At 25.4% G+C, this 13,069-nt stretch carries 15 protein-coding genes; 1 reads left to right on the forward strand and 14 read right to left on the reverse strand.

All coding sequences use genetic code 11. The features are described 5' to 3' along the window. Positions 1-35: 35 nt before the first annotated feature. From J7M87_RS17315 to J7M87_RS20465, 3 genes are all read right to left on the reverse strand, one after another. The gene (locus J7M87_RS17315; RefSeq protein ID WP_291652984.1) at positions 36-800 is read right to left on the reverse strand and encodes a hypothetical protein; all 765 of its coding nucleotides are present in this window, start codon (positions 798-800) and stop codon (positions 36-38) included. Positions 801-976: 176 nt separating this feature from the next. Then, positions 977-1,210 carry a metallophosphoesterase family protein gene (locus J7M87_RS17320; protein WP_291652986.1) on the reverse strand — a complete coding sequence of 78 codons (234 nt, stop codon included), beginning with the start codon at positions 1,208-1,210 and terminating at the stop codon, positions 977-979. 63 nt (positions 1,211-1,273) lie between these two features. Further along, positions 1,274-1,426 (reverse strand): metallophosphoesterase family protein, encoded by a 153-nt coding sequence (locus J7M87_RS20465; RefSeq protein WP_365846107.1) that lies wholly within the window; start codon positions 1,424-1,426, stop codon positions 1,274-1,276. A gap of 114 nt (positions 1,427-1,540) precedes the next feature. Here J7M87_RS20465 and J7M87_RS17325 point away from each other — a divergent pair, with 114 nt between their 5' ends. Beyond that, entirely contained in the window at positions 1,541-1,954 is a 414-nt protein-coding gene (locus J7M87_RS17325) for an EamA family transporter (RefSeq protein ID WP_291653061.1), read from the forward strand. A gap of 301 nt (positions 1,955-2,255) precedes the next feature. Here J7M87_RS17325 and J7M87_RS17330 read toward each other — a convergent pair whose 3' ends face one another. The 11 genes from J7M87_RS17330 to J7M87_RS17380 all read right to left on the reverse strand — a co-directional run bounded on the left by J7M87_RS17330 (position 2,256) and on the right by J7M87_RS17380 (position 12,722). Then, positions 2,256-2,474: a hypothetical protein gene (locus tag J7M87_RS17330; RefSeq protein WP_291652988.1), complete on the reverse strand. Its 219-nt coding sequence runs from the start codon at positions 2,472-2,474 to the stop codon at positions 2,256-2,258. 31 nt (positions 2,475-2,505) lie between these two features. Next, the gene (locus J7M87_RS17335; protein WP_291652989.1) at positions 2,506-3,714 is read right to left on the reverse strand and encodes an ATP-binding protein; all 1,209 of its coding nucleotides are present in this window, start codon (positions 3,712-3,714) and stop codon (positions 2,506-2,508) included. 2 nt (positions 3,715-3,716) lie between these two features. Further along, complete coding sequence (locus J7M87_RS17340; protein ID WP_291652991.1) at positions 3,717-4,388, reverse strand: response regulator transcription factor; 672 nt, start codon at positions 4,386-4,388, stop codon at positions 3,717-3,719. A gap of 479 nt (positions 4,389-4,867) precedes the next feature. Continuing rightward, complete coding sequence (locus tag J7M87_RS17345; RefSeq protein ID WP_291652993.1) at positions 4,868-5,614, reverse strand: ABC transporter permease; 747 nt, start codon at positions 5,612-5,614, stop codon at positions 4,868-4,870. Further along, on the reverse strand, positions 5,607-6,305 hold the full coding sequence (locus tag J7M87_RS17350) for an ABC transporter ATP-binding protein (RefSeq protein WP_291652994.1): 699 nt from the start codon (positions 6,303-6,305) through the stop codon (positions 5,607-5,609). The genes J7M87_RS17345 and J7M87_RS17350 overlap by 8 nt, the downstream gene beginning before the upstream one ends. A gap of 1 nt (position 6,306) precedes the next feature. Further along, positions 6,307-7,236 (reverse strand): ABC transporter substrate-binding protein, encoded by a 930-nt coding sequence (locus J7M87_RS17355; RefSeq protein WP_291652995.1) that lies wholly within the window; start codon positions 7,234-7,236, stop codon positions 6,307-6,309. 135 nt (positions 7,237-7,371) lie between these two features. Then, positions 7,372-9,546, reverse strand: coding sequence for a sensor histidine kinase (locus tag J7M87_RS17360; RefSeq protein WP_291652996.1), 2,175 nt, complete (start codon positions 9,544-9,546; stop codon positions 7,372-7,374). Next, a complete protein-coding gene (locus J7M87_RS17365) occupies positions 9,521-10,225 on the reverse strand; it encodes a response regulator transcription factor (protein ID WP_291652999.1) in 705 nt (234 codons plus the stop codon). The genes J7M87_RS17360 and J7M87_RS17365 overlap by 26 nt, the downstream gene beginning before the upstream one ends. Positions 10,226-10,349: 124 nt before the next feature. Beyond that, positions 10,350-10,964, reverse strand: coding sequence for a hypothetical protein (locus J7M87_RS17370; protein WP_291653000.1), 615 nt, complete (start codon positions 10,962-10,964; stop codon positions 10,350-10,352). Next, on the reverse strand, positions 10,945-12,195 hold the full coding sequence (locus J7M87_RS17375) for a glycosyltransferase (protein WP_291653002.1): 1,251 nt from the start codon (positions 12,193-12,195) through the stop codon (positions 10,945-10,947). Before J7M87_RS17375 ends, J7M87_RS17370 begins: the two co-directional genes overlap by 20 nt. An 11-nt stretch (positions 12,196-12,206) precedes the next feature. After that, positions 12,207-12,722: a DedA family protein gene (locus J7M87_RS17380; RefSeq protein ID WP_291653003.1), complete on the reverse strand. Its 516-nt coding sequence runs from the start codon at positions 12,720-12,722 to the stop codon at positions 12,207-12,209. Between the last annotated feature and the right edge of the window lie 347 nt (positions 12,723-13,069).

The following is a 13,069-nucleotide window of genomic DNA, read 5'->3' on the forward strand; positions in this document are numbered from 1 at the left end:
TAACTATATACATATTTCTAACATTTATTATTTTTCTATCCTAATAATCTATTCACTATATCACTTGCATCCTGTGCTATTGGTATTATATTTTTAACAAAGGAAATAGTCGTATTAATACTTGTAAGCAAGCTTAAAACCTTTTTAATATTTTCTTTAAACCTTTGATTTTTAGATGCCTCTTCACAAATATTTTTATTAAGCATTATGCTTCCAAGTCCTTGCTCTATAGATGTTTTCAATCCATCTATTCCGTATATTTTATATTCTTCTATTTTATAATATAAATCACTAAGTACATTATTTAAAAATGACTTTAGTTCCTCATTTACCTCTAATTCTTCTAACTCCTCTAATAAAACTTGTATCTTTTCTTTAAATTTCATTAAATTCTCTTCTTCAATATTTTTATATTGATTACATACATCTAAAGCTAAAGCTAAACCATTTATAGATATCAATATTTCCTTTGTAATTATAATATCTAACTTGTGTATATCATCATCTAATCCTATAGCCATAATTTTCTTTTCAAAATTAGTAAGAGATTTTACTAATTCATCTTTTGAATTACTTTCAATCTTATTAGTCAGTTTTTTAATATTTTCTATCATTCCAATAATTTGTATGATAGATTTAAATATTTTCTCATCATCGTTTATATCTAAATCGAAAACCTGAGCAAGAACTGATTCTACCGTTCTAAATCTACTTTGTTTGTTAGCATTGCTACTACAAAACTCTTTTGATTTACTTAAGATCTCGTATAGTCTAACTGCCGGATTAGTTGATAATACCATACTACCCCCTCCATAAAATTTGATACAGTTACTATTTCTATACTCTACTACCGTTCTCCTCTTTTTTTCTTTAATCTTAATAGTTTTTTAAGTATTAAATATTATTAAATTATAATTGATATTTAAATTCATCTTACTATATATAATGCTTTAAATGCATATTATATGTATGTTTTTCAATTATTTATATTTATTTTTTCTATTTGTACTTCCCCATTTATAATATTCATAATAGCCATAGTCAAAGGTAATGAAAATCTCTTTCTTCCACAACTTCCTGGATTAAGATATATAATATTCTCGCTTATATCTAAACTATATTTATGTGAATGCCCATATATTATAATATCAATCTCTAGTAAATTAACATTTATGTTATTTTTATCATGGACAATATAGTTTCTTACCATCTATTTCTAATAGCTCTTCTTTATTTAATATATCTTCAAAATTTTTATTATCATTATTGCCTTTCACAGCAACTGTTTTGCAATATTATTAAGTTTTAATAATATCTCCTTACTACAAATATCTCCTGCATGTATTATTAGGTCACAGTTATATAAGTATCCTACTACCTCTTCTCGTAACAAATTATGTGTATCTGAAATAATTCCAATTTTCATATCTTACCAGCACCTTTTCTTATTTTTAATGATACTATATAATTAAACATAACTATAATTTTAATGGAGGATTTTATATTGCTAAAAAAATTTAATATTAAAGGAGTTGCTAATATGTGGGTTATTTATGCATTACTATCAGCTTTATTTGCCGCGCTTACATCTATTTTAGCTAAAATAGGAATAGAAAACATAAATTCAAATTTAGCTACTGCAATACGTACAGTTGTAGTCTTAGTTATGGCTTGGGGAATAGTTTTTATAAACGGTAGCTTAAATCAAATTAATAACATAAGCCAAAAAAGCTGGATTTTTTTAGTTTTATCAGGTATAGCCACAGGTCTATCATGGCTATTCTACTATAAAGCTCTTCAAATTGGAGAAGCTTCAAAAGTAGTTCCAATAGATAAATTCAGTGTTGTAATAACCATGATCTTAGCTTTTGTAATTTTAAAAGAAGCCCTTACAGTTAAAACAGTTGTAGGAGGAATATTCATTACAATTGGAACTTTTATAATGATCTTGTAAAAATTAATAAGAAATATTATCCGAAAACTAAATATAGCTAAATCTATTTAAAAATCTAAAGCTAATCTTCAAAAATTTCAAATATTAATTTTAAAAACTCAGCTTTGGCTGAGTTTTCTCATTAACTTTTCACTATTTCATTTTTTAATTACTAATTGTACTTATCCATTTTTAATTATCAATTGCATCTCGTCCTTCTATATTCTTTATATAAAAAGTCCTTTGCCTTGGGCAATAATCAACCATAGTTTGTTTTTTTATTGATAAACTATGTTTAAATATATTTCACATAGTATTAATACTACTTATAATTTTCAACTACATCTTTTATAATATCTTTAATTTCACTTACTGATAAATCTAATGTTTCAATTCCACCAATATCACATTGTGACGTAGTTTTTATACTGTTGAATATCCTTGCATATAATTGCTTTTTGTTATCAAATTTCTCATTATCTTGTAATATATAGCTATAAACTAACTTAGTTTCTTTTTCTATATAATCTCTATCATCCATAATATCTTTTCTCCTATTTTAATTATAAATTTTACTTTTCACTATTTAGCTCTATTGTAAATGTAGTATCTTTACCAAGATTACTTTCAGCATATATTTTTCCATTATGTCTTTCAACTATAGATTTAGCTATTGATAATCCTAATCCATATCCACCGGTTTCTCTTGCTCTTGAAGTATCTACTCTATAAAATCTTTCAAATACTTTATTTAAATCTTCTTTTTTTATACCTTCACCTGTATTTCTAACTTTTAGTCTTATTTTATTTTTATCTAAATTTAGATCCACATATATTTTCCCATCTTTATTAGTGTACTTTATTGCATTGTCCAATAATATTATGCATACTTTTTTTATGCTTTCTTTATCTCCTTTTAAAAGCACATCATTTAAAATATTGGTTTCTAGTTCAATTTTATTTTCAAATATAACTGCTTCAAATGTTAATAATATATTATTTAACAATTTACTTAAATCAAATGTTGAAAATTCTATAAGCTCTTTACCTGTATCAAGTTTAGCTAAAGATAGCATTTCATCTATTAATTTTGTCATTCTTTCTGTTTGATTATTTATATAATTTATCCATTTAATTTGATTACTTACAGTATCGTCTTTATTAGATAAAACTACAGATGTATTCGTTCTTATAATTGCAAGAGGTGTTTTAAGCTCATGTGAAGCATCTGCAATAAATTGTTTTTGCTTTTCAAAGCTATCTTTTATAGGTTTTATAGTTCTATTAGTTAAATAAATACTTATAAAAAATAGTCCTACCAAGCTTATACTCCCAATAGTTAAATATGAACTTAAAAGACTTGATAAAGCATTTATTTGAGGTTCCCTACTCATAAGTACTATCTTCATACCTTTATTGGTAGCTTCTTTCATATATACATAACTATTTCCATCTAGTTTTACTTTATCAAACTTTTTATCACTTTTTATTATTTTATATACAGTATCTTCTAATATCTCATTATCAACTTCCATAAAGGTTAATACATTTGCTATATTATTATCAGTATCTAAATCAATAATTATGCTACCCGCCATCATTGGAGAATCTGGTCCTGCTCCCTTACGAGGAGTAAACATAGCACCTTTTAATTGATGCTCTAAATCTCTATTCATATTAATAGCAGTATTAATATATATCGTCCCAAAAATCAATATAAATACTAAGGTTAATAGTGACATATTTATTAATATAAATTTTTTCTTTAATTTGTCAAACAACTCTACTCCTCCATCCTGTATCCTACTCCCCTTATAGTTACAATACTTACATTTGATTTTAAATAAGATAATTTTTTTCTTATAAATGAAATATATACCTCTATATTGTTATATTCAACATCTGAGTCAAAGCCCCAGAGTTTTGTTATTATATCATCTTTACTAACAACACATTTAGGCCTTTCCATAAAATATTTAATTATCTCGAATTCTTTTAAAGTTAATCTTATACTTTCATTATTTACATCTAAATCATAAGTATCTAAATTTAAACTTATATCTCCATATGTTAATATATTGTCATTTACAACAGCCCCTTTTCTTCTAGTTATAGATCTTAAGCGAGCTAGTAACTCTTCTGTAGCAAAAGGTTTTGTTAAATAATCATCTGCACCTAAATCCAGGCCTAAAACTCTATCCTCAATTTGACTTTTAGCTGTAAGCATAATAACTGGTGTAGAAATTCCTGATTTTCTTAACTGCTTTAATAAGCTTAACCCATTTAATTTTGGTAGCATAATGTCTAAAACTATGACATCATATATTCCTGTTAAAGCATAATCTAAACCATCTTCTCCATCATAAACTGAATCAACTGAGTACTTATTATTTGTTAGTATTTGAAACAAGGCTTCTGAAAGTTCTCTTTCATCCTCCACTAGTAACAACTTCATATTATTAACCCCCTTATTTGTATTAAAATTTAAATTCCATCTATTTTTAAATTCTTAAAAGTTCTCTTTTTCCTAAATTCATTCCTATTTTTTATTCTTTACTTGTATTATTGTCAATTCCAATAAAATGATATTGTCAATCCCAATAAAATTTTATCATAGAAACCTTAAAATTAAATTAAATTCCAAATTAAATTAATTTCTACTTAGCAATATTTTTCATTATTTCTAGACCCAACGAAAATATTACATATTATCACATTTTACTTCTAAGTAAATATATTATTATCATGGTTATTTATAGGAGATTACTACGATAATAACACCTTAAATAAAATATTTAGATATAAAGATGCATTTAATCATTTTACTTCAATTAATCCCTCTTATAGCCCTTGGTGAATAATAGTGAATAATAAAAGCCTAATTAGTTTTAAAACATCCTTATCAAAGAGTATTTTAAAGTAATTAGGCTTTTGTTAATTCCATGGACATATTTTCTTTTCTAATAAATCTATAATTTTAAATATAATAAGAGACATTATACTAAGAGCTAATACTCCAGCAAACATTCCTTTATAATCTACCATTGACCATGAATTCATTATATAATATCCTATTCCATATTTAGTTGCATAATTTTCACTAAAAAATAAAGCTGAAATTGCTATCCCTATACTTACTCTTAAAGCCGAAAATATTTTGGGTGCTATTGAAGGCATTACTACTTTTAATATAGTATCCACTTTACTAAATTTCATAACTTTTGCAGATATTAACACATCTTTGTCAATTTCCTTAACTGCATCTCTTGTAACAATTAAAATTTGAAAAATAATTATAGTTACCATGAGTATTATTTTAGATTTATCTCCTATTCCAAACATAACCATAAATATAGGTAAGAAAGCTATTTTAGGTATAGGATATAATAAATATACTACTGGTGATATTATTTTATCTATTAAATTACTAAGTCCAAGAGCAATTCCAACTGGAATACCTATAATTAAAGATATTGCTATTGCTCCTAATATCCTATACATACTATATAGAATATGATATATAAAATCATTTTGTAATAATCTTATTAACTCATATATAGTAGTTTTAGGGGATGGTACCATATTAGAACCTATTAATATACTTAGTAAATACCATAAAGCAACTACAATTATTACTCCATAAAGTCCTTTTATCATTTTTAATAGTAGCTCTTTAATCATATAGTTTACCTCTTACCTCATTACATATTTCTATATACTCTTGCTTTCTTCTTATATCTTTATCACCAAAATATCTATTATTAATTATGCTATGTATTTTACCTTCTTTCATAACAACTATATACTCACCTAAAAAAACAGCTTCTTCAATACTATGTGTAACTAAAATCATAGTATTATTTCTTTTATCTTTTATATCTAAAAGTAAATCCTGAATTTTTTCCTTATTTATTGAATCTAGTGCAGAAGTAGCTTCATCCAATAGTAGTGTTTCTGGATTGCTTATTATTGTTCTTGCTATAGCTACCCTTTGCTTTTGACCTCCGCTTAGCTCCTTTGGATATTTATACTTCAAAGCTACTAAATCTAATTCTTTTAATACATCGTTAACTAATTTTTCTTTTTCTTTTTTTGCAAATTTATATTTATTTAATCCAAGCTCTATATTTTTATATACTGTAAACCAATTAAATAACCCTAAATTTTGTAGTATTAAAGAGGTTTCTCCTTCTATTTCTAATTTCCCTTCATAATTAGAAATAAGCCCTGCTATAGTATATAGCAGGGTTGTTTTTCCACATCCCGATTTACCTATAATTGCATAAGTTTTTCCTTTTTCTATAGATAAACTTAAATTATCTATAGCCTTTTCATTCTTATACTTTACAGTTAAATCACTCATTTTTATCATACTACTTTACAAATTTTCCTTCTAATAAATCAGCTGGCTTTACTGATAAATCTTTATTTAAAGTTTTTTCAGTCCAGTCTATTATACTTTGTAAATACTCATCACTTGGAAGGGCTGCTTTTTTATATGTAGGTAATACCATAATATCTTTTACAGCAGGATTTGTATTTGGTATTTTTTCAATTAATATATCTTTTGCGATTTCAGGATTTTTGTTTATTTCTTCTACAGCTTTATTATATGCTTCATGGAAAGCCTTAATTGTATTTGGCTTTTCAGATATAGATTTTCCAGTGAAAACTAAACAATCTGGTGAAAACTCATCATCCATCCCATAAATATTTTTCTTTAATCCTTGTAATTCTCCATTTGAAGCTACTGGCTCTGGGAATAAACTCATATCAACTTCACCACTTTTTAAAGCTGCAAGTCTTGCTGGTATTTCATTAATAAATACCTTTTCTACATTATATTTATCTCCAAGCCACTTATCTATTAAGTAATTAGAAACACTTACTTCCATCATACCTACTTTTATGTCTTTTTTATCCGTTGCTCCTTCAGTAGCTAATACAGGAAACATCCCGTCTGTCATTGTTGTTGCTTTTATATCAAATCCACCATCTACATTAGTAGCAACAGCTATAAAGTCAGTCATTGCCCCATCTATAGCATTACTTTGAAGAGCACTTTGCCTATTTTGAGCATTATTATAAATTTCTATTTCTACATCTATACCTGCATCTTTAAAATATCCATTTTTTTCTGCAATAAGTATTGGTGCTGTATCAACGGCAGGCATTAAACCAATTTTTAATGTTGTATCTTCTACAGAAGCTTCTTCATTTTTTTCATTCGATCCACATCCAATTAAAATAACTGAGAACATTGATATCAAAATAAGTGATAACAATTTTTTAAAATTTCTCATTTGTTAATCCTCCTACAATCTTTTAATCCATATTTATTATAGTTAAACGGACAAACTATTTCAATATCTTTAGGAACATTCTTCTAAAATTATAAAAAATCACTAATATCATATAGACATTAGTGATTTTTTTAACTACTTCTTAAATTTTAATATTACTTTAAATAAATCTCCATCTATTTCTATATCTAATGTTCCACCTTGTAATTCAACAAAACTCTTAGCTATTGCTAAGCCAAGTCCCGACCCTTCTGTATTTCTAGACTTATCTCCTCTTGCAAATCTTTCTACTATTTCTTCAGCCGTAAAATCTATTTCATTTGAAGACATATTTTTTAATGTTACATAAACTTCATCATTTCCATCTATTATATCTATAAATACTCTTGAGTTTGGCATTGAGTATTTTACTATATTAATTAGTAAATTTTCAAATACTCTAAAGGTCTTTTGACTATCTAAAGGAACTATAACTTTATTTTCTGGGAAGTTCCACTTGAACTTTAATGATGATTCTTCAATTTTATCACTTAATTCAAATTGTGTTTGTTTCATAAGTGAAACTATATCTACATTAACTACATTTAACTGAACATTTTTACTTGTTGCCTTACTTACTTCGAATAAATCCTCTATCAAGTTCTTAAGCCTTTGAGATTTTCTATCCAATGTATCTAAATATAACTTTCTATTTTCTTCACTTATATTTTCATCTTTTAATAAATCTATATAAGTAATTATTGATGTTAAAGGTGTTTTTAAATCATGAGAAACATTAGAAATAAGCTCTGTTTTCATCCTTTGACTTTTTACCTCTTCATTAACTGCATTTTTAAATCCTTTTTGTATTTTTTGAAGTTCATCTTTTAATGGCTCGAAAACTCCAAGTTCTTCTTCTATAGTAACATCTAAATTACCTTCTGCAATTTTATTGGTAGCTTCTAATAATATTTGATACTTATTCCTTATATCATTAAAATACTTTCTTAAAATAAAATATAAAAATATTGTATATATTATAGCTGCACCTACTCCAAAAAACCATATGATACTCATAAAAGCAAGAGCTATAAAGTTAACTGCTAATATCTTTATTATTATTTTATTAGATTTATCATTTAAATCTATATTTGTAACTTCATCATATATTTTTGTCCATATTCTTTTTATTAGCCTAAATATTTTATATATTATTGTATTTTCTTTTATATAGCTTTTTAACCCTTTATTAAATATATATTTAATTAACACTACTGCTGTAAAAGCTGTTATTAATAGTACAAACCAATAAGCAATATTACCTATCATTAATATTGAATTTGTAAACTCAAATGGTATTCCAACTCTTACTAGAGATTCCTTAACCCATTCATTATTTACAGTCCAATATGATATATTAGGTGATAATGCAACTAAAGTTGTTACTAACGTAATTATAATTGCATTTATCTCAAAAGGAATCTTGATAATTCTTTTAACTCCTATAATATCTTTTGATTTTCTAAATGGAATAATTAATGATATAAATATTATAGCTATATAAGCTATTAATATATAGACTAGTATTATATCTCCATATGCATAGCTATCTGCCCTATCAATATAATTGCTTATTCTATCAACATATTTAAGATCATTTGGTACTCCATAAACAATAGTTATATTTTTAGGATTTGATAAAACAAAATTACTATCTCCATTAATTAAATTTCTCCACTGAAAATCTAAGAATGTACCTATTACATCTTCATTTGCACCTTTTAATTTATTTACGCTAATTTCTCCATACTCATTATAATCAATAACCATATAATAAGCATAATAATTATCTAAATCATTTAAAACTTCTTTATTACCTTCATTTAAAATTAAATCACTTAATTTTTTTTCTGAATTTGAAGATGAAGTATTAGTTTTTTTATCAACTATATAATAATCTAAATTCTTTAATTCTCTTTTTAATACTTTATTCCAAATTCCTATTTCATAATTAATATTTCTCTTTATATAACCATAATCATCTATATTGTCTCCATTATAACCTCTATAATCTTTAAAAAATATCTCATCAGCAGAAATATCTTTATTTTGCTCCTTTTCTAATAAATCTTTATACAATACAAAACTTCCTTTATATAGATCCATCTGAAAATTATAATCTTCAAAATATGGAGGCTTTTCTTTTTCATTTGCAAGTTTTGCTATTCTAGGGTAAGATGCTACTAAACCTATTGATGTCATAATCACTAATATATATACTATTACACTAAAAAAATAATTATTTTTACTGCTTTTCAATTTTATATCCAACTCCCCACACCACCTTTAAATATTTCGGATTTTTAGGATTAATTTCAATTTTTTCTCTTATATTTCTTACATGAACCATTATTGTATCAGTATTAATTGCTTGCTCGTTCCATACTCTTTCATATATTTCTTCCGGAGAAAATACTCTTCCTGGATTTTGCATAAGCAAATGAAGTATTTTAAATTCAATTGGAGTTATTTTTACTAGATTCCCATCAACAGTTAATTCAACTGTATCAACATTTAATTCAAGTCCTCCAATTACAAAGCTATTAGATTTTTCTTTTTCTACACCTACTAAACTTAGATATTTTGAATATCTTCTTAACTGAGAATTTACCCTAGCTAGTAATTCTAAAGGCGTAAAAGGCTTAGTAACATAATCGTCTGCACCTATATTTAATCCCATTATTTTATCAACTTCTTCAGATTTTGCTGAAAGCATAATAACTGGAAAATCATATTTTTCTCTAAGCTTCATTGTCATAGCTATTCCATCCATTTTTGGCATCATTATATCAACTATAGCTAAATGAATTTCTTCTTTATTTATAATTTCTAAACCATCTACACCATTATATCCTTTAAACACATTATACCCTTGATTTTTTAAGTATATTTCTATAGCATCTGCTATTTCCTTTTCATCTTCTACAACTAAAACATTATATGCCTTCATAATTTAACTCCCTCTTTTTCTGTAATAATATAAATATTATACAATAAAAACCTTAAATTAATCTCATTAACTAAAGTATATCTTCTAATCCTAAAGATATACTTTAGTTAATTCTAAAGATTTTCTAAAGAGCTTCTTTAATTTTTTCACTATACCATTTAAAATTCTTAAGATTATCTGATGTAACAATTCCAAAGTCATTAATATTTATTTTTATAGTTGTAAATGGTAGTGGAATTATATATTTATCCCACCTACTTTTTAAACTTATCTTTCTTGAGTAATCTAATTTAACTCCAATAAATTTTTTATTAGTTTCTCTTGATAAAGAAAACCCTAATTTTTTAGGAGTATGATATGGTCCTAATGGTCCATCTAATGCTATTGCCACTGCTTCATTTTCTTTTTTACTCACTAACCTTAATTCCCTTAAAAATGATTTCATCTTAATTCCATCTGGCATTCTCAAAGCTTTAACTTTATATTTTTTCAGGACATTTTCTATATAATTTCCTCTCGTATCCGCTGTAACAATTACATTTAAACTAAATTTCTCACTAATTAACTTCTTTATAACTAAATTCATTGAATAACTATCTCCATGCCAAAACCCAATGATACTATTATTTATATCAAAATTAAATTCATTTAAAACTATATCACTTGTTTTGAAAACTAACTCTAGATATCCTATAAATAATTTACTTATTATAGTTTCATTAATTCGCCTTAAGTTCATATTTAAATCCTCTATTATAATATTCTTTTATAGTGTACTCATAATGATATTCAGCTTTTTTAGCTATATTAGAATTTAGATATTTTAAAGCTTCATTATATGCTCCATATTTAAGTTCATTCATTTTATCACAGCTACTTACAATATCTTTCACTTTTTCTGACCACTCATCTATATTTTCAACTGTCATATACCCATTTTTATCATTTATTACAACATCAACTACTCCACTTGCTTTAACTGCAACTACTGGAAGTTTTGCTGCCATAGCCTTAAGTAATACAATCCCTTGAGTTTCAGATTTAGACGCAAAAAGGAATAAATCACAAGCTTTATAATAATTTCCAATTTCCTTATTATCAATTTTATTTAAAAATGTTATATTATCTTCTAAATTTAATTCTTTAACCTTTTTAATTAAATACTCTTTTTCTGGTCCTTCTCCAATTATTAAAGTATTAAATGAGTTTCCAATCTTATCTTTCAATAATTTAATTCCCTCTATAATAAATTCAATATTCTTTTCTTTACTTAATCTTGATACTGTGCAAAAAAGATACTTTTTATCACCTTTATATTTTTTTCTTATTTCTTTCACAATTTCATTTTCTTCTTCAAAATAACTTTCATTTAATCCAGTTGGCATAACTTCAATTCTTGTTTTAGTATTATTATCTATTAAATACTCCTTCATCATATTTGTTGGTGCAAATACTAAATCACACTTATTTGTAAAATACTTCACAAGTCCAGGAACTAATTTTTCTTTAGTAAAATCTAATATTAAATCTTCAAACTCTCCAAAGTAATTTTCTTCATTCTTTTTAGCATTTTCTTCCAATGCTCTATAAGTTTTTATATAATGTAAGTATTGTTCATATCTTGTATGGTATGTATAAGCCACTGGAATATTATATTTTTTACCTAAATGTAAAGCTGTTTGTCCCATAAGAACTGGGTGATGAACATGTATTATATCAATTTTTAATGATTTAAACTTTTCTTCTATTTCTTTATCAAACATATTTGGAATTACTATTCCACCTGAAAATTTATAATTAGCTGACTTATATCTTATAACATAATCTTCTTCTACTTGATTTTCATAAGTTGGAGCAAATATATAAACTTCATGCCCAAGTTCTCTAAGCCCATTAGATAATCTTTCTATAGATATGGGTACTCCCCCAACAAACGGTTTATAATTATTAGTTAACATTGCTATTTTCATTTATATCCCCCTTATAAAAAAGCTAATTTTTGAAATACTGCTTCTCCAAATACATATCCAGCGCCGATAAATACAAAGTTCCATATAAATATTCCAAGTATTGAACTTACTGTATATTTAACAAAGTCTAATTTTAAAACTCCTGCTGGAATTGAAATTAATGTTCTTGCCATTGGTAAAAGCTTACTTATAAATACTCCCATAGACCCCTTTTCTCTTAAAACTTTAAAATTTTTATTGATAGCTACTTCATGCTTAGGAAATTTTTTCAAATACTTTTCTAGTATAAATTCTCCAAAAAATCTACCTAGAAAATATAATGCCCAACTTCCTAAAAGTCCTGCTAAAACAGAAAGTGCTATTACTAAAATAATATTTACTCCACCTTTCGAAGCCCATACTCCAGCAAGTGGCATTATTATTCCTGCCGGAAAACCAGGTAAATTTAAATATTCTAAAAATACAATTATAAAAACAACTATTATTCCATATTGTGAAAAATATTGATTTAAAACTCCTATATCCATTTCTCTATCTCCTTTTCTCTTATTAATTTTAGTTTAAGCTTAAAATCTTAATATATTTTTGATATAAATCTAAAGACTTTCTAAATATAACTTAAAAAAAATCTATACTCATTAATTTGAATACAGATTTTTTTATTTATAATATTTTATTTAATTCTTTAATTACTAACTTGATATTATAGATATTGATTAAATCAATAAATAAATTAAAACTTTTTGTTGACTATTTATCTATTTAATGTTATTCTTATTGAGCAGTTGGTACGTAAGTGCTAATTACTTGAGGAGCTTGGGTTGTCTTTCGCCGGATACCAAGCTCCTCTTTATTTTTATGAATTTCAAATTAT

It is taken from the genome of Clostridium sp. (assembly GCF_017888565.1).
Classification (GTDB): Bacteria; Bacillota; Clostridia; order Clostridiales; family Clostridiaceae; genus Clostridium.

Excerpts from the sequence above, each read along its gene's own strand:
- J7M87_RS17315 (WP_291652984.1), bottom strand. The coding sequence starts at position 800 with ATGGTATTATCAACTAATCCGGCAGTTAGACTATACGAGATCTTAAGT.
- J7M87_RS17320 (WP_291652986.1), bottom strand. The coding sequence starts at position 1,210 with ATGGTAAGAAACTATATTGTCCATGATAAAAATAACATAAATGTTAAT.
- J7M87_RS20465 (WP_365846107.1), bottom strand. The coding sequence starts at position 1,426 with ATGAAAATTGGAATTATTTCAGATACACATAATTTGTTACGAGAAGAG.
- J7M87_RS17325 (WP_291653061.1), top strand. The coding sequence starts at position 1,541 with ATGTGGGTTATTTATGCATTACTATCAGCTTTATTTGCCGCGCTTACA.
- J7M87_RS17330 (WP_291652988.1), bottom strand. The coding sequence starts at position 2,474 with ATGGATGATAGAGATTATATAGAAAAAGAAACTAAGTTAGTTTATAGC.
- J7M87_RS17340 (WP_291652991.1), bottom strand. The coding sequence starts at position 4,388 with ATGAAGTTGTTACTAGTGGAGGATGAAAGAGAACTTTCAGAAGCCTTG.
- J7M87_RS17345 (WP_291652993.1), bottom strand. The coding sequence starts at position 5,614 with ATGATTAAAGAGCTACTATTAAAAATGATAAAAGGACTTTATGGAGTA.
- J7M87_RS17350 (WP_291652994.1), bottom strand. The coding sequence starts at position 6,305 with ATGATAAAAATGAGTGATTTAACTGTAAAGTATAAGAATGAAAAGGCT.
- J7M87_RS17355 (WP_291652995.1), bottom strand. The coding sequence starts at position 7,236 with ATGAGAAATTTTAAAAAATTGTTATCACTTATTTTGATATCAATGTTC.
- J7M87_RS17365 (WP_291652999.1), bottom strand. The coding sequence starts at position 10,225 with ATGAAGGCATATAATGTTTTAGTTGTAGAAGATGAAAAGGAAATAGCA.
- J7M87_RS17370 (WP_291653000.1), bottom strand. The coding sequence starts at position 10,964 with ATGAACTTAAGGCGAATTAATGAAACTATAATAAGTAAATTATTTATA.
- J7M87_RS17375 (WP_291653002.1), bottom strand. The coding sequence starts at position 12,195 with ATGAAAATAGCAATGTTAACTAATAATTATAAACCGTTTGTTGGGGGA.
- J7M87_RS17380 (WP_291653003.1), bottom strand. The coding sequence starts at position 12,722 with ATGGATATAGGAGTTTTAAATCAATATTTTTCACAATATGGAATAATA.